This window comes from Bradyrhizobium sp. BR2003 (assembly GCF_009720285.1).
GTDB lineage: Bacteria > Pseudomonadota > Alphaproteobacteria > Rhizobiales > Xanthobacteraceae > Bradyrhizobium > Bradyrhizobium elkanii.
Genome location: NZ_SMYJ01000015.1, coordinates 50,214 through 66,715, shown reverse-complemented (window position 1 = coordinate 66,715; position 16,502 = coordinate 50,214). Strand labels below are relative to the sequence as shown.

Annotated in this window: 16 protein-coding genes; 11 read left to right on the top strand and 5 right to left on the bottom strand. The window is 64.3% G+C overall.

Annotated features, from left to right (window positions below):
* The first annotated feature begins 3 nt into the window (after positions 1-3).
* Positions 4-825 (top strand): NAD-dependent epimerase/dehydratase family protein, encoded by an 822-nt coding sequence (locus tag E2I15_RS10230; protein ID WP_137477068.1) that lies wholly within the window; start codon positions 4-6, stop codon positions 823-825.
* Here E2I15_RS10230 and E2I15_RS10225 read toward each other — a convergent pair whose 3' ends face one another.
* Positions 826-1,392, bottom strand: coding sequence for an invasion associated locus B family protein (locus E2I15_RS10225; protein WP_137477067.1), 567 nt, complete (start codon positions 1,390-1,392; stop codon positions 826-828).
* A 34-nt stretch (positions 1,393-1,426) separates the two neighbouring features.
* A complete protein-coding gene (locus E2I15_RS10220; RefSeq protein ID WP_137477066.1) occupies positions 1,427-2,119 on the bottom strand; it encodes a GntR family transcriptional regulator in 693 nt (230 codons plus the stop codon).
* A 170-nt stretch (positions 2,120-2,289) separates the two neighbouring features.
* Here E2I15_RS10220 and E2I15_RS10215 point away from each other — a divergent pair, with 170 nt between their 5' ends.
* The 4 genes from E2I15_RS10215 to E2I15_RS10200 all read left to right on the top strand — a co-directional run bounded on the left by E2I15_RS10215 (position 2,290) and on the right by E2I15_RS10200 (position 7,078).
* Entirely contained in the window at positions 2,290-3,993 is a 1,704-nt protein-coding gene (locus E2I15_RS10215; RefSeq protein ID WP_137477065.1) for an IlvD/Edd family dehydratase, read from the top strand.
* A gap of 136 nt (positions 3,994-4,129) precedes the next feature.
* Positions 4,130-5,131 (top strand): TRAP transporter substrate-binding protein, encoded by a 1,002-nt coding sequence (locus tag E2I15_RS10210; protein ID WP_422109812.1) that lies wholly within the window; start codon positions 4,130-4,132, stop codon positions 5,129-5,131.
* 25 nt (positions 5,132-5,156) lie between these two features.
* Complete coding sequence (locus E2I15_RS10205) at positions 5,157-5,741, top strand: TRAP transporter small permease (RefSeq protein ID WP_137477064.1); 585 nt, start codon at positions 5,157-5,159, stop codon at positions 5,739-5,741.
* Positions 5,738-7,078: a TRAP transporter large permease gene (locus E2I15_RS10200; protein WP_137477063.1), complete on the top strand. Its 1,341-nt coding sequence runs from the start codon at positions 5,738-5,740 to the stop codon at positions 7,076-7,078. Before E2I15_RS10205 ends, E2I15_RS10200 begins: the two co-directional genes overlap by 4 nt.
* A gap of 7 nt (positions 7,079-7,085) precedes the next feature.
* On the opposite strand, the gene E2I15_RS10195 is transcribed toward E2I15_RS10200, so the two are convergent.
* Positions 7,086-7,880 carry an enoyl-CoA hydratase/isomerase family protein gene (locus E2I15_RS10195; RefSeq protein WP_137477062.1) on the bottom strand — a complete coding sequence of 265 codons (795 nt, stop codon included), beginning with the start codon at positions 7,878-7,880 and terminating at the stop codon, positions 7,086-7,088.
* 257 nt (positions 7,881-8,137) lie between these two features.
* Here E2I15_RS10195 and E2I15_RS10190 point away from each other — a divergent pair, with 257 nt between their 5' ends.
* A complete protein-coding gene (locus E2I15_RS10190) occupies positions 8,138-9,355 on the top strand; it encodes an NAD(P)/FAD-dependent oxidoreductase (protein ID WP_137477061.1) in 1,218 nt (405 codons plus the stop codon).
* A 98-nt stretch (positions 9,356-9,453) separates the two neighbouring features.
* Here the strand turns inward: E2I15_RS10190 and rbsK are convergent, their stop codons facing one another.
* Entirely contained in the window at positions 9,454-10,389 is a 936-nt protein-coding gene (gene rbsK / locus E2I15_RS10185) for a ribokinase (protein ID WP_137477060.1), read from the bottom strand.
* 22 nt (positions 10,390-10,411) lie between these two features.
* The gene (locus tag E2I15_RS10180) at positions 10,412-11,305 is read right to left on the bottom strand and encodes a sugar kinase (RefSeq protein WP_137477059.1); all 894 of its coding nucleotides are present in this window, start codon (positions 11,303-11,305) and stop codon (positions 10,412-10,414) included.
* 226 nt (positions 11,306-11,531) lie between these two features.
* Between E2I15_RS10180 and E2I15_RS10175 the strand changes: the two genes are divergently transcribed.
* The 5 genes from E2I15_RS10175 to E2I15_RS10155 all read left to right on the top strand — a co-directional run bounded on the left by E2I15_RS10175 (position 11,532) and on the right by E2I15_RS10155 (position 16,488).
* Positions 11,532-12,380, top strand: a complete 849-nt coding sequence (locus tag E2I15_RS10175) for a VOC family protein (RefSeq protein WP_137477058.1) — start codon at positions 11,532-11,534, stop codon at positions 12,378-12,380.
* Between the two features lie 330 nt (positions 12,381-12,710).
* Entirely contained in the window at positions 12,711-13,367 is a 657-nt protein-coding gene (locus E2I15_RS10170) for a TetR/AcrR family transcriptional regulator (protein WP_137477057.1), read from the top strand.
* Between the two features lie 254 nt (positions 13,368-13,621).
* Positions 13,622-14,431 (top strand): ABC transporter permease, encoded by an 810-nt coding sequence (locus E2I15_RS10165; RefSeq protein WP_137477056.1) that lies wholly within the window; start codon positions 13,622-13,624, stop codon positions 14,429-14,431.
* A gap of 58 nt (positions 14,432-14,489) precedes the next feature.
* On the top strand, positions 14,490-15,488 hold the full coding sequence (locus E2I15_RS10160; protein WP_137477055.1) for an ABC transporter substrate-binding protein: 999 nt from the start codon (positions 14,490-14,492) through the stop codon (positions 15,486-15,488).
* Positions 15,489-15,639: 151 nt separating this feature from the next.
* The gene (locus E2I15_RS10155) at positions 15,640-16,488 is read left to right on the top strand and encodes an ABC transporter ATP-binding protein (RefSeq protein WP_137477054.1); all 849 of its coding nucleotides are present in this window, start codon (positions 15,640-15,642) and stop codon (positions 16,486-16,488) included.
* Positions 16,489-16,502 lie beyond the last annotated feature (14 nt).

The following is a 16,502-nucleotide window of genomic DNA, read 5'->3' as shown; positions in this document are numbered from 1 at the left end:
GGCATGCCACGCATATTGATGACCGGCGCATCGGGGGGAATCGGAACGAGCCTGCGCAAGCTGCTGCCGCCGATCTATCCGGATCTCCTGCTGAGCGACATCAAGCCGCCGGCCGATCTCGGCAACAACGAAAAATTCAAGGCGGCCGATCTCGCCGACCTCGCAGAGGTCGAGGCGATCTGCGAGGGCGTCGACAGCATCCTGCATTTCGGCGGCTATTCGGTCGAAGGACCCTGGGACGCGATCCTGCAGTCCAACATCATCGGCTGCTACAACCTGTTCGAGGCGGCGCGCAAGCAGGGCGTCAAGCGCGTGATCTTCGCCTCATCCAATCACGCGGTCGGGTTCTATCCGCGTCATCACCGCATCGGCACCGACGTCACCGCGCGGCCGGATAGTCGCTACGGTGTCAGCAAGGTGTTCGGCGAAGGCGTCGGCGCGCTCTATGCCGACAAGCACGGCATCAAGGTCACCTGCCTGCGGATCGGCAATTTCGGCGAGGCGCCGCTCGATCACCGGCGGCTCTCGATCTGGCTCAAGCCCGAAGATCTGGTTCAGCTCTGCCGCATCGGGCTCGAGCATCCCGACATCCATTTCGAGGTGCTGTACGGCGCGTCCTACAATGAGCGCTCGTGGTGGGACAATCACCGCGCCTACGATCTCGGCTATCGCCCGACCGGAAGGGCTGAGGATTTCCGGGAGCACGCGATGGCCGAGCAGGCCAAGCTGCCGCCGGATCCGGTCGGCGACTATTACCAGGGCGGTGCGTTCTGCAGCATGGAGTTCGATGGCGACAAAGGCAGGGTGATCGACTGGCAGAAATGATCAATCCTCGCATTGCGGCAGTTGCTTCACGGATTCGGTGTGCTGCTGCGCGTCCTTCGAACCTTGCCCGGATGTCTTGGGCGGGCTGCCGGGCCCGTCAAAGGTCTCGGCGAAGTGCGTGAGGGGAAAGGCGAGGCTGATGGTCTGCCCGGTGAGGTTCTTGGCTTCGACGGCGATGGTCTGCGCGTGCTTCAGCCGCTCGATCATTTCGCCATCGGCCTCGAGCGTGCCGCCGCAGCCGAGCGTGTAGCAATGCGGCTTGGCGATCCGGATCGGCTCGTCCTGATCGATGCGGAGGCTGATCGTGCCTTCCAGCATGGTCCGCGTTCCGACATTGGCGCTCACGATCGCGCGCTTGCTGCTCTGCGGCGAGACGCTGAGTGTGCCGCCCGACGGCGAGCACTGACCGCGCGCGGCGGCGCCGACGAAGCAGCTCGCCTCTGTCAGGCACGTCTTGGTCCACGGCTCGTAGGTGAGCTGCGTCGCGCGCGGATCGGCCGCTTCACCGACGCCGCCGAACGCAAGCTGCACGGTCAACGATCCAAGGAATATAGCCACGTAGCGCATCGCCGTCTCCTTCACGAGGAGGCCGCGTATCGCGCTATTGCGGCTTTTTGTCGTTGGAGATGCGGACGAGATAATCCGCCTTACTGTACTGCATGTGATCGACGCAGAGCTGCGCCAGCGCCCAGCTGTCGCGGCCTTTCAAGAGCTCGATCATCAATTCGTGCTGGCGGCGCGACAATGCGAGGCCCTCGCTGTCGGCGAGATTTTTGGCGCGCATCGGCAGCGTCAGGTTCATGTAGTCCTGCAGCGAGCGGACGAGGTAGGGATTGCCGCAGGCGGAGAACAGCGCGAGGTGGAACGCATCGTTGGTCTCGTGAATGCCGCGCATGTCCTGCACCTCGGCCTTGGTGCAGTAATGCCGTTGCAGCTCGCTCAATTGGTCGATCAGGCTTTGCGGCGCGGGCAGGGCGATCATCAGCGCGGCCTGGCGCGTCAGCATCTCGCGTACCTCATAGATCTGCCGTACTTCCTCGGCCGAATAGAACCGAACCGTGGCGCCGACATTCTTCTCGCGCAGCACGATGCCCTGGCGCTCGAGCTGGAACAGTGCCTGGCGGACGAAATGCCGGCTCGCGCCATATCGCTGCATCAGGGTATCCTCGACCAGCCGCAAACCAGGCGCGAAGCGGCCGAAGATGATGTCCTCCTCCAGCCGGCGGATCACCTCGGCCTGTTCCTCCTCGCGCGAGGGGGCCTGGAGTTCGGGCAATGTTGGCTCGGCTGTCATGCGCTCTCGGCTTCGGATCGATGCCTGAGGTCAGCATGGCGCTACGGTTATTGTCAATAATGGGGGCGATTTTGTCGCAGACCAGCCACTGCTGCGACCGGATTATCTCATATTGACAATAATTCCTGCTGCTCCTTAAGTGCGGCGAACAACCACGGGACGAGAAGAAAATGGCCGACGGACTTCGCAAGGGACTGACAAGCTATGGTGACGCCGGCTTCTCGCTGTTCCTGCGCAAGGCCTTCATCAAGGCGATGGGCTATTCGGACGATGCGCTCAATCGCCCGATCGTGGGCATCACCAACACCTACAGCGACTACAATCCCTGCCACGGCAACGTGCCTCAGATCATCGAGGCCGTGAAGCGCGGCGTGATGCTGTCGGGCGCGATGCCGTTCGTGTTCCCGACGATCTCGATCGCGGAGAGCTTTGCGCACCCGACCTCGATGTATCTGCGCAACCTGATGGCGATGGATACCGAGGAGATGATCCGCGCCCAGCCGATGGATGCGGTGGTCGTGATCGGCGGTTGCGACAAGACCTTGCCGGCGCAGATCATGGCCGCGATCAGCGCCGATCTGCCGACGGTGGTGATTCCGGTCGGGCCCATGGTCGTCGGCCATCACAAGGGCGAGGTGCTCGGCGCCTGCACGGACTGCCGCAGGCTGTGGGGCAAGTATCGCGCCAGCGAGATCGACGACAACGAGATCGAGGCGGTGAACGGCCGCCTCGCGCCTTCCGTGGGCACTTGCATGGTGATGGGCACCGCCTCCACCATGGCCTGCATCACCGAGGCGCTTGGCCTGTCGCTGCCGATGAGCGCGACGATCCCGGCGCCGCATGCCGAGCGCTTCCGCTCTGCGGAGGCCAGCGGCCGCGTCGCCGCCGAGATGGCGAAGACCAAGGGACCGAAGCCGAGCGAGATCCTGACGCCATCCTCGTTCCGCAACGCCCAGGTCGTCATGCAGGCGATCGGCGGCTCGACCAACGGGCTGATCCATCTCACCGCCATCGCCAACCGCTCGCCGCACAAGATCGACCTCGAGGCGTTCGACAGGCTCGGCCGCGAGGTCCCCGTGCTAATCGACCTCAAGCCGTCGGGCGAACACTACATGGAACATTTCCATCATGCCGGCGGCGTGCCGAAGCTGATGGCGCAGCTCGGCGATCTCATCGACCTCGATGCCAAGACCATCACCGGCCAGACCTTGCGTGAGGTCGTCGCCAATGCCGAGGATGTGCCGGGGCAAGATGCGATCCGCTCCAAGGCGAACCCGATCAAATCCGAAGGCGCCATGGCGATCCTGCACGGCAATCTCGCGCCGCGCGGTGCCGTGATCAAGCAGTCGGCTGCGAGCCCGAAGCTGCTGCAGCACACCGGCCGCGCCGTGGTGTTCGAGTCGGTCGAGGACATGACGCTGCGGATCGACGATCCCGCGCTCGATGTGACCGCCGACGACGTGCTGGTGCTGCGCAATGCCGGCCCGAAGGGCGCGCCGGGCATGCCGGAGGCGGGTTACCTGCCGATCCCGAAGAAACTCGCGCGCGCCGGCGTGAAGGATATGGTCCGCATCTCCGATGCGCGGATGAGTGGCACCGCGTTCGGCACCATCGTGCTGCACATCACGCCGGAATCCGCCGTCGGCGGTCCGCTCGGGCTGGTGCGGAACGGCGACATGATCCGGCTCGATGTCGCCAAGCGCAGCATCGATCTTTTGGTCGACGAGGCCGAATTGCAGAAGCGCCGCGCCGCACTCGCGCCGGCCGGTACGCCCGATTGGGCCAAGCGCGGCTACGCGCACCTTTTCAACGAGACCATCCTGCAGGCCGACGAGGGCTGCGATTTCGACTTCATGCGCGCCAAGGGGAAGTAGCAAGGTCGAATTGTCGATAATTTCTGCGATGCGGCGCTCTATAATGCCCGCGGGCGGCTCGTTTCGCCTGTTTTATTGACAATCCCGCGCGACTGGTGGGATGATCCCCTCAATTAAGAACAGGGGGAACGTCGCGATGGGCTATTCGGCTGGGATCGTCGGGATTGCCATGGCTGCGGCAGCGTTGCTGCTGCCGCCGCGTGCTGGCGCGCAGGAGGTCAAGCACTACCGCTTCGCGCACGATCAGCAGCTCAATACCGGTTACAGCGTCGCCTACGACATGTTCTCCGCCAAGCTCAAGGAATTGAGCAAGGGGACCATGATCGTCGACCAGTATCCGGGGGCGCAGCTCGGACAGGAGCCGCAGCTGCTGCAGCTTGTGAAATCCGGAGACATTGAATTCGCCATCATCTCGTCGGCGAACACGGCAACCATCTCGCCGCAGGCCGGTGTGATGTCGCTGCACTTCCTGTTCCGCGATGCCAACCACGTGGTCAAGGCGCTTGCCGATCAGAAAGTGATCGATGCGATCAAGGCGATGATCGACGACACGTCGCAAGGCCTGCATGTCATCGCGACGGGCAGCCAAGGTGTGAGAAGCATCTATGCGAGGAAGGAAATCCACAACGTCAGCGACCTCAAGGGTGTAAAGATTCGCGTACAGGCGACGGCTACGGAAGACACGATCTTCCCGGCTTACGCGGCGCAAACCGTCCATATGCCGTTCGGCAGCGTGTACACGTCATTGCAGACCGGCGTCGTCGATGCGGCGGAAAACAGCGTGAACGTTTACCTCGTCAACAAGCACTACGAAGTCGCGCCGGTGCTCTCGATGACCGAGCACGAGGCCAACAATGCGCTGCTGTTCGTCAGCGACAAGCTGTGGCGGAGCCTTTCAGCCGAGCAGAAGACCTGGGTGACGACGGCGGCCGCCGAGGTGAGCGCCAAGGAGCCGGCGAAGGCGTTCGAATTGGAGAAGAACGCGGCTGCAAAACTGAAGTCGTTCGGCGTCAAGGTGGTCGAGGACGTCGACAAGAAGAGCTTTACCGCGATCGCCGATCCCTATCTCGACAAGCTCGCCAAGGATCTCGGGCCGCATGCGGAGAAGATCAAGAATTTGATCCGCGCGGTCAACTAGCCCGGGTCGACGGGGGGCGCGAGCCATGGCCATCGCCGACACGCTGGTGCTGCAACGGCAGCGGCATCTGAAATGGCGGGCGCTCGACCGGCTCGAGCTGATCCTGATGATGCTGTGCGGCTTGCTGTGCTTCGGCTTCTCGCTGTCGGTGACCGCCGATATCGTCACCCGCACCATCGGTCATCCCTGGCTGTGGCTGCAGGAGGTGACCTCGACGCTGTTCATCTACGCGATCTTCATCGGGGCCGCGGTCGCGACACGGCGCAACGACCATCTCTATCTCACCGCGATCTCCGAAGCGCTGCATGGCAGGTCGCGGCTGTTCGTCGAGATCGTCATCCGTCTGGTGGTGCTGGGCGTCGCCTTCTGCCTGGTCTGGTACGGTTATCAAAATTACCTCCGCGGCTTCGGCAGCTTCCGCCTGCCGTCGGGTACGCCGATCGCCTCGCTCTATGCGGTGATCCCGCTGTCCGGCATCCTGATCGGCCTGTTCACGATCGAGCAGCTCGTCAACGGCATCCGCAACGGCTTCGACCATCCGGAGCCGCCGGATGACGACCTTCCGATTCCTGCGATCGACACCCCCGCGACGACGGGAGTGCAGCCGTGAGCGCACCGGTCGTGCTTGCGCTGATGTCGTCCTGCTTCCTGTTCTTCGGCTATCTCGGCGTGCCCGTGCCGTTCTCGCTGATGGCCGGCGTGTTCGTCGGCGCAGTGCTATCAGACGTCTCGCTGGCGGCGATCATCCAGAAGATCTTCGACGGCGTCGATTCCGAGGCGCTGCTTGCGATCCCGTTCTTCCTCTTGGTCGGCGAGCTCATGAGCTCGGCCAATGTCGTGGTCCGCATTGCCAACCTGTCGGTCTCGCTGGTCGGTCACATCAGGAGCGGGCTGTCGCAGGTCGTCGTCGTCTTCAGCATGTTCTTCTCGGAGATGTCGGGCTCGACCACCGCCGACGTCGCGGTCATGAGCCGGGCGCTCGGCGGCCCGATGCGGCGGGAAGGGTATGAGCCGGCCTTCATCGCCGCGATCATCGCCTCGGCGTCGACGATCGCAGCGCTGGTGCCGCCGAGCATCACGGCGGTGGTCTATGGTGCGGTCGGCAATGTCTCGATCGCCGGGCTGTTCATGGCCGGCGTGGTCCCCGGGCTGATGATCGGCTTCGGGCTGATGATCTATTGCTATTTCTTCGGGCCCTCGGGCCTGCGCAAGCCGCGCGCGCCGCTGCGCCAGGTAGTGTTCGCCGCCGGTGATGCGGCGCTGCCGATGATGATCCCGGTGATCCTGCTCGGCGGCATCCTGACCGGCTGGTTCACGCCGACCGAGGCCGGCGTGGTCGCGGTCGCCTACATCATTGTCGTGGTGATCCCGGCGTTGAATCGCGGGCATTTGAAAAAGATCCCGTATGATTTCTGTCTGGCCGGCCTGATCTTCTCGCTGCCGCTGATCACGATCGGCGCGGCGAACGCGTTCGGCTGGATGCTGGCCTATCTGCGCGGCGCGATCTACATCGCCGACTGGATCACCTCGATCGCCGGCAACGATCCCCACCTCATCATGCTCCTGATGGTGCTGCTGTTCACCGTGGTCGGCGACTTCATCGAGCCGGTGCCGACCATCATCATCTTCATGCCGCTGGTCAACGCGCTGACCCAGGCCGGCGACATCAACGGCGTGCATATGGGCGTGGTGCTCATCGCAACGCTGGCATTCGGCCTGATCACGCCGCCCTACGGGCTCGTGCTGCTGATGGCCTCGAAATTCGTCGGCATCAGCTTTGCAAAAGCGTTGCGGGCGGCGTTGCCGATCTATGTCGTGTTCCTGGTCACGATCTGCTTCACGATCTATTTTCCGAAGGTCGTGCTGTGGCTGCCCAAGCAGGTGATCCCGGAGTCGGTCGGGTGCTTCAAGGCGCCCGGCGGCACGGGATACATCTGCCCGAACTAGCCAACCTCTACTTCGACTTGCTGGTGAACTTCTTCACGGCGACGCGGAAATCGTCGGTATGCATCGCCGTGATGATCTTGTGTTCCTCGGCGTCGAGCTGCTGCTTGGTCGGCGTAGTGGCGGCCTGATAGACCAGAGATTTGGTCCCCGCGATTGCGGCGGGCGGATTTTGCGCCAGCCGCTCGGCGAGCTGCCGGGTGGCCGCCTTCAGCTCGGCCGCGGGGACGGTCTTGACGACGAGACCCCATTCATAGGCCTGTTGCGCGGTGAAGCCATCCTCGGCGAGGAAAATCTGCAGCGCGCGGCGGGTACCGACCGTGCCGACGATGCCGACCGTGCTGCCGCCATCCGGCGATACGCCGATCTTGGCATAGGCGGGCGTGAAGCGGGCATCGTCTGCGGCGATACACAGGTCGGTCACGAACGCGAGGCCCATGCCGGCGCCGGCCGCCGAACCATGCACGCTGGATAGCACGATCTTCGGCATCCGCCGGACCGTCTCGATGAAGGCATGGTAGTGGTGAAGCATCTCGCCGACCACGGGAGCGACATTGTTGGCTTCGGTCGCGGCGCCGATGGTCTGCAGATCGCCGCCGGCGCAGAAGGAGCGGCCTTCGCCCTCGATGACCAACACGCGAACGTCCTTGTTGGCTTCGACCTCGGCGCTGAGCTGCTCGAGCTTTTTGGCGATCGTCATGTCGATCGCGTTGAACGCGGCCGGCCGGTTCAGCGTGATGGTCGCGATGGCGCCGTCGATGCGGAGCAAGGCGGGGTCGTTGGCGGAGGGGGCGGGTGCTGGCATATTGAAGACCTTGGGCTTGTTGGTTCCGCACATTTAAGGCCTTGGCGGGAGCCGTGGCAATCCGGCCCGGCGGCCGGGGACCGCGGGTGCGCCCAGAATCGCCTGAGACCCCCTTGCATCGGTGCGAGCCATGAGGCCAAATGGCACGCGCCTTCGGTACGCAGACACGAGCGCTGTGGGGACGGGGCAAGCAAGCTAACATCGACAAGAGGAAACGGCATGGGTCACTCCTGCTCGCGCGTATTTGGGTTGTTCCGATGACGGGCTCGGTCATCATCGTCGGCGCCGGACACGCCGGCTTCCAGCTCGCGGCGTCGCTGCGCCAGGCCGGCTTCGCCGAACGCATCGCCCTGATCAATGATGAAGGCCATTTGCCGTATCAGCGGCCGCCGCTGTCGAAGGCCTATCTGAAGGGGACCGGCGGGCCCGAGACCCTGATGTTCCGGCCCGACAAATTCTACCAGGACAACAAGATCGAGTTGATCACCGATCGCGCCCATGCGATCGACCGCAATGCGCGGAAAGTGGTGCTCGCCTCCGGCGCATCGCTCGACTACGGCCACCTGGTGTTCGCCACCGGCGCGCGCAACCGGCTGCTGGATATCCCCAACGCCAGGCTCGATGCAGTCCGCTACCTGCGCATCCTGGATGAGAGCCAGGCGCTGCGCGACTTGATCGCGCCCGGCATGCGTGTTGTCGTGATCGGCGCGGGCTTCATCGGGCTCGAATTCGCCGCCACCGCGCGGGCCAAGGGCCTCGAGGTCGACGTGGTCGAACTCGCCTCCCGCGTGATGGCGCGGGCGGTGACCGCGGAGATTTCCGAGTTCTCGCAATCCCGCCACAGCGCGGCCGGCATCCGGATTCACCTCGGGGTGCAGGTCACGGCGATCGAGGCCGATGGCGGCAAGGTTACCGGCGTCAGCCTGAGCAACGGCACGCATATCCCGGCCGATCTCGTCGTGGTCGGCGTCGGCGTGCTGCCGAATGTCGAGCTTGCGGCGGAGGCCGGCCTGCCGGTGGCATCCGGCATCATCGTCGACGAGCATCTTCTGACCGCCGATCCGAATGTCTCCGCGATCGGCGATTGCGCGCTCTATACCAGCAAACGCTTCGGCGGATCGCTGCGGCTGGAGTCGGTGCAGAACGCGACCGACCATGCGCGCTGCGTGGCGTCGCGGCTGACCGGCAAGACCGAGGTCTATGACGGCCTGCCGTGGTTCTGGAGCGACCAGGGCCCCGACAAGCTGCAGATGGCGGGTCTCACCACCGGCTACGATCGCGTCGTGGTGCGCGGCGACCGCGCCCAGGGCGCGTTCTCGGCGTTCTGCTATCGCGGTGACAAACTGCTCGGCATCGAATCGGTCAACCGCGCCGGCGATCACATGTTCGGCCGCCGGCTGCTCGGCGCCGGCGGCTCGATCACCCCGGAGCAGGCAGCGGATGCGAGCTTCGATTTGAAGAGTGCGTTGGCCTAACCCCCTTGTCGTCCGGCGAACGCCGGGACCATACTCCGCGGCGGGTCTGGTGAACGAGACTCGTCGTTCTAACGCCGCGCAACATTTGACAGTCGTGGTCATGGGTCCCGGCCTTCGCCGGGACGACGCGTGGAAAGAACAGCGGCCACCTCATCCGCCGTCGGCATCGACGGCGCGGCGCCCATCCGTTGCACGCAAATCGAGGCGGCGGCGTTGGCGTAGGCCAGTGCGTCGCCGAGCGGCTTGCCGATGGCGAGCTGTGAGGCGAGGGCGCCGACGAAGCAATCGCCGGCGCCTGTGGTGTCGACGGCCTTGACCTCGCGTCCCGGCACGAGCAGCGGTCGGTCCTCGACCAGCGCCAGCACGCCGCGTTTTCCGAGCGTGACGCAGACGATCCTGCCTTGCCCCAACGCCCGTGCCGCCTGTGCGAAGCGCTCCGGCGTGTCGCCGTCGCGCAGCTCCGTGCCAGTCAGGTAGCCGAGTTCGGTCTCGTTCAGAACGAGGATGTCGACGAGATCGAGCAGAGCCTTGTCGGCCTGTTTCGCCGGTGCCGGATTGAGGATCGTGGTGGCGCCGACGGCGCGGGCGCGCCGGAAGAAGGCAGCGATCGCCGGCAGCGGAATCTCGAACTGGCTGACCGCGACGTCACCCTTCATAAGTGAGGGGACCTTGACATCATGAGTGTCAACGAGCCCGTTGGCGCCCGGCACGACGACAATCGTGTTGTCGGCATTGGCGATCGTGATGATCGCCGTGCCGGAATGCGTACCGTGCGTGGTCTTGACCGAGGTGAGATCGACGCCCTGCGCGGCAAGGAACGCTCGCAGCTCCTTGCCAAACGCGTCGGCGCCGAGCCGGCCGATCAGCGTGGTCGGTATGCCGAGTTTGGCCGAAGCCACCGCCTGGTTGGCGCCCTTGCCGCCGGGAAAATACAGCACGGCCTCGCCGGCCACGGTCTCGCCGATCCGCGGATGGCGCTCGGTGGTCGCCACCACGTCCATATTGATGCTGCCGGCAACGAAGACGTGTCTCATGGCCTAGCCGCGTTCACCGATATCAGGCCTCGGCGCGAAATTCCTGCTTGACGGCTGCGATGTCGGCGAGTGTCGGCAAGCCGGCCTCGTTGCCGAGCTTCTGGATCTTGAAGGTCGAGGCTGCACGCGCGAACTTGAAGTGCTCATGCCAGCCTTTGCTCGGGTTCGAAAGGTAGGAATAGATGTAGGCGCCGTGGAAGACGTCGCCGGCGCCGTTGGTATCGATCACGCGCGCGCGCGGGATCGGGAAGGCCGGCAGCGTGCGCATTGTGCCGGCCTCGTCATACCAGAGCAGGCCGCGCTCGCCCATGGTGACGCCGCCGACCTTGCAGCCGCGGCTCTTGAGATAGTCGAGCATCTGCTCCGGCGTCTTGTCCATCTGCTCGCACAGCCGTTCGGCGACGATCGCAATGTCGATGAATGCGAGCAGCTCGTGGGTGTTGGTGCGCAGGCCGCCGCCGTCGAGCGAGGTCAGGATGCCGTCCTCGCGGCACAGCTTCGCATAATGGATCGCGGCGTCCGGCTGGTGGCCGTCGATGTGCAGCGCGCGGCAGCCCTTGATGTTCAGCAGCGGAAAGGGGTGGATGTGCTGGTCGTCGCGGCAGCGGACGATGGCGCGTTTGCCGTCGTTGGGCATGATGAAGGACAGCGAGGAGGAGTTGACCTTGCGGGGGTGGAACGAGATGCCGTACCTGTCGGCCATGTCCCAGAACATCCGTCCCAGCCAGTCATTGGCCATGGTGGCGATCAGGTCCGGCGGGACGCCGAGCTTGGCGCAGCAGAATGCTGCGGTCACGGCGTTGCCGCCGAACGACACCGCATAGGCGTCGGCGACGTGCTTTTCGTCGCCGACGGGCATGTGATCCGTGATGAAGGTGACGTCGATATAGGTCTGTCCGATGAAGAGAGCCTGCATTCGCTTTCCGTCGTGGCTTGGTGTGATCCCGGCCGGCGGTTCCAGACTAGCATTGCTGATCGGCCGATATCGCTGAAATTATTCGCAACCCTGCCTGGTTTACAGGTAGAGGTGATGACTGCGCCGGGCCGTTCTGGCATGCGGCATAACGGCCGGCGGCAGTCCGTGGTTCCGGGTTGGGTCAAGGGAGAAACACAATGACGGCAGATTCGGGGAGGTTGCAGCCATGATTACCGGTCTCGATCACGTCGTCGTCCTGACCGGCGACATCGCGGCTGCCAGCGCGGCCTACGAGACGCTGTTCGCGCGGACGCCTTCCTGGCGCTACAGCGGCGGTGGCGCGGACCGCACACTGTTCACGCTCGACAACACCACGCTGGAATTGGTGGCGCCGCTCGGCGACGACGATGCAGCTCAGCGCGTCCGCAGCGCGCTTGCCACCCAGGGCGAGGGGCTTGCGAGCCTCTGCTTCCGCACCAGCGACATCGCCAGGACACACCGCAGGCTCGACCGGCTGACGCTGAAGCCCGAACCCGTCACTGAAGTCGAAAGCCGCGACGAGGCCAGTGGCGCCACACTGTCGTGGAAGCGGACCCGCGCTGCGACCGATGCGACGCGCGGCGTGCGCATGTTCTTCCTGGAGCGCGAGCAGGAGCGGCCGCTGTCGGTCCGCACCACGACCGCATCGATCACCGCGATGGATCACGTGGTGGTTTCGACCGCCGATTCGGAACGCGCCGCCGCGCTCTATGGCGCGCGGCTCGGCCTCGACATGGCGCTCGACCGATCGCATCCGGAGTGGGGCCGGCTGATGTTCTTCCGCTGCGGCGACCTCGTGGTCGAGATCACGCACCGGCCGGGCAAATCGGAGACGGACGCGCCGGACCGGCTGCGCGGCATCTGCTGGCGCGTCGCCGACATCGATGCCACACGTACGCGGCTGATTGCCGCTGGCGTCGACGTCTCCGAAGTCCGCACCGGCCGCAAGCCCGGCACGCGCGTAATGACGGTGCGCAACGGCACATGCGGCGTGCCGACGCTTCTGGTGCAGCCGTCACAAGGAAAGCCGGACTAGGCCGCGTCTCATCCGCGGGTCGTCACGACAGTGCGTGTTTTGAATTTCTCGTCATTCCGGGGCTCGCGAAGCGAGAACCCGGAATCCATCCACGCACGGAACATGTTGCCCGATGGATCCCGGTTCGTGCTGCGCACGCCCTCAGGTGCGCAATTGCGCACCGGGGAATGACGAGGAGGGTGGTTGCGAGAAATATTCCCGCACGAGCATCACGACAACATTCGTTCTCAAACGTCGCGCGTCATGCTACACTTACCAACCCAGCATCACCGGGCGATCGATTTGGCCAAGGCAAAGCGAATACAGAGATGGCAGCGCGACCCCCAGGGGATGCGGCTGCGGATTCTCGAGGCCGCCAAGCAGGAATTCGCCGCCCATGGCCTCGCCGGCGCGCGGGTCGACCGCATCGCGGCCAACGCCGGCGCCAACAAGCGCATGCTGTACTACCACGTCGGCAACAAGGAGGATCTTTATCTCGAGGTGCTGGAAGGCGCCTATGAGAAGATCCGCGCCGAGGAGCGCACCCTCGATCTCGAGCATCTCGATCCGCCCGAGGCGATCGGACGCCTGATCGACTTCACGTGGAACTATTTTCTGCGCAATCCCGAGTTCCTGGCACTGCTGAACACGGAAAACCTCGCCAAGGCAAAACACCTGAAGCGATCGACCAAGGTCAAGTCGATGCATTCGCCCTTTGTCGAGATGATCCGCACCGTGGTGACGCGCGGGGTCGAGAGCGGCGATTTCCGCGTCGTCGTCGATCCGGTGCAGCTCTACATCTCGATCGCCGGGCTGGCGTTCTTCTATCTTTCCAACAGCGCCACGCTGAGCGTGATCTTCGGCCGCGACCTCCTGAAGAAGGACGCCCGCGACGAGCGCCTCGAGCACATGACCGCGCTGGTGCTGGCGGCGCTGACCGGCAAGTCGACGGCGGCATTCGGCGGGACGATGCCGACGCTGAAGTCGATGGAACATCGCGTGGTGTGAGGCGGCGCGTTCGCGCTCACTGCCAATGGTGTCTTGTAGCCCGGATGCAGCGCAGCGCAATCCAGGGCAGCTTTATCCGTAGACACTCCGGGCCCCGGATTACGCTCCGCTGCATCCGGGCTACGGATCATAGAATTCTCACCTGACGAAAGTAGCGTATTTCGGTGCGATTTTGCCGCGCGCTTGGGGCTGGACAGTATTTATCCAACGGGTTAATTTCTGAACGAACAGAGAGACTGCAAAGGGAGCGTGACGTGGCGGAGGCAAAGAGCCCTTCGGGCCTGTCGAAGGTGCTGAATGCGGCGTGGGTACGTCCGTTCCTGTTCCTGGTCGTCGTCGTGGCGGCCTGGGACCTCGCGATCCGCCTGCTCCATATTCCGGCCTACCAAATTCCTTCGCCCGGCGACGTCGTGGCGGTGCTCTGGAGCGACTGGCCGGAGCTGTTGCGGCAGTCCTGGCCGACCACCTATGCAACGATTTGCGGCTTCCTGCTCTCGGCGCTGTTCGGCATTCCCGTCGCGATGCTGATCGCGGGTTCGAAGACGGTCGAGAGCTACGTCTATCCGCTCCTGGTGTTCTCCCAGTCCGTGCCGAAGATCGCGATCGCGCCGCTGTTCGTGGTGTGGTTCGGCTTCGGCATCATTCCCAAGGTGATCTCCGCATTCCTGCTCGGCTTCTTCCCCGTCGTGGTCTCGGCGGTGCAGGGCTTCAAGTCGGTCGACCCTGATATGGTCGATCTGGCGCGCGCGATGCAGGGCAGCCGCTTCCAGGTGTTCCGCGCAGTCAACCTGCCGCACGCGATGCCCGCGATCTTCTCCGGCCTGAAAGTCTCGGTGACGCTCGCCGTAGTCGGCGCCGTCGTCGGAGAGTTCGTCGGCTCCAATTCCGGCATCGGCTATGTGATGCAGCGCTCGATCGGCACCTTCGACCTGCCGACGATGTTCGCCGCGCTGGTGATCCTCGCGCTGCTCGGCGTCATCCTGTTCTGGATCGTCGACCGCATCGAGCGGCTGGTGATCCCCTGGCACGTCAGCCAGCGCGACGACATCATCTTCGCTTCCTAGCGCAGCAACCGGACAAGCGGTCCACACAAGGACCGCGGACAATAAAGGGAGAACAACCATGAAGCGTTTGATTGCGGTCGCAGGTGCCGCGCTGGCCTGGACCGCGCTTGCGGTGGCACCGGTGTCCGCGGCCGACAAGGTCGTGCTCATGCTGAACTGGTACGTCTATGGCGAGCATGCGCCGTTCTATTACGGCAAGGCCAAGGGTATCTACGCCACTGAGGGCATCGACCTCGAGATCCAGGAAGGCCGCGGTTCGGCTTCGACCACGCAGGCGGTGGCCGCCAAGACCGCCGATTTCGGCTATGTCGACGTGCCCACGATGATGCGTGCCGCGGTGAAGGGCGCACCCGTGATCGCCACCGGCGTGCTGCTGCAGACCAGCCCGATGTCGGCGATGAGCCTTGCCGACAAGAACATCAGGAAGCCGGAGGACATCAAGGGCAAGACGGTCGCGATCACGCCGGCGGATTCGATGACGCAGATCTGGCCGCTGTTCCTGAAGAAGACCGGTCTGAAGGAAAGCGATTTCAACACCGTCGCCGGCGACGGCCAGACCAAGCTCAACGCCGTGATCAATGGCCAGGCCGACCTCTTGCTCGGCTACGTCATGGACCAGTCGATGAAGATCAAGGACGCCACCGGCAAGGACGTCTATCCGATCAAGTTCGCCGACTACGGCATCAACATGGTGTCGTCGGGCATCATCGCGAACTCCGACTATGTGAAGGCCAATGCCGACCTGGTCCGCCGCTTCATGTCGGCGACCACCAAGGCGGTGGAAGCCGCGGAGAAGGACCCCGAGGCCGCCGCGCAGTCGATCCTCGACGCCAATCCGAAGGGCGGCAAGATCGACACGTTGACGCAAGGCTTCGAGCTGACGATCCCGCTCTATCGCACGCCGGAGACCAGGACCAAGCGGCCGTTCCAGGTCACCGACCAGAACATGACCGAGTCGGTCAATCTGATGGTCGAGTATGGCGGCCTCGACGCCAAGGCCAAGGCCAATCCGAAGGCGTTCTACACCAACGACTATCTGCCGAAGGGTGACTCGTGACCCAACTCGCCCCACTGTCGTCCCTGCGAAAGCAGGGACCCATAACCACCGGCTTTGATTGTTGCGAGAGTTCTCTCCCCGCGTGCGCGAACGAGAAGCCGCGGCGTATGGGTCCCTGCTTTCGCAGGGACGACGGGGGGAAAAAGCTGCGATGAACCCCGCGACCAAACCAACCCATGTCGAGCAGCCCGCCGCGCATCTGCGCCTGGTCTCTGACCGCGCGGTTGGCGCCGCGCCGGGCATCAAACTCTCCGGCGTGTCGAAGACTTACCGCTCGCGCGACGGCGATGTGCCGTCGCTGCGGCCGCTCGACTTCACCATCAATGACGGCGAGTTCTTCGTCGTGGTCGGGCCCTCTGGCTGCGGCAAGTCCACGCTGCTCAAGATGATCTCGGGCCTGCTGCCGCCGACGACGGGCGAAGTGCTGGTCGACGGCGAGCCGGTGACCAGGCCGCACGGCAATGTCGGCATCGTGTTCCAGAACGCGCTGCTGCTGCCGTGGCGCAACATCCTCTCCAACGTGATGCTGCCGATCGACATGAAGCAGCTGCCGCGGGACAAATATCTTGCCCGCGCCAAGGACCTGCTGAAGCTGGTCGGCCTCGAAGGTTTCGAGAAGAAGCTGCCCTGGCAGCTGTCCGGCGGCATGCAGCAACGCGCCTCGATCTGCCGCGCGCTGGTGCACGACCCCAAGATCATGCTGATGGACGAGCCGTTCGGCGCGCTCGACGCCATGACGCGCGAGCGGATGAATGTCGAATTGATGCGGATCCAGCGCGAGACCGGCAAGACGGTGCTGCTGATCACGCACTCGATTCCCGAGGCCGTGTTCCTCGCCGACCGCGTGCTCGTGATGACCGAGCGGCCCGGCGCGATCGCCGCGATCTACGACGTGCCGATGCCGCGGCCGCGCTCGCTCGAGACGATGTCCGATCCTGTCTTCAACGAACTGGTGCAGCGGATCCGGAAGCATTTCTTCACACAGGGGTCGCTGGACTAACATCCGAGCCTTCA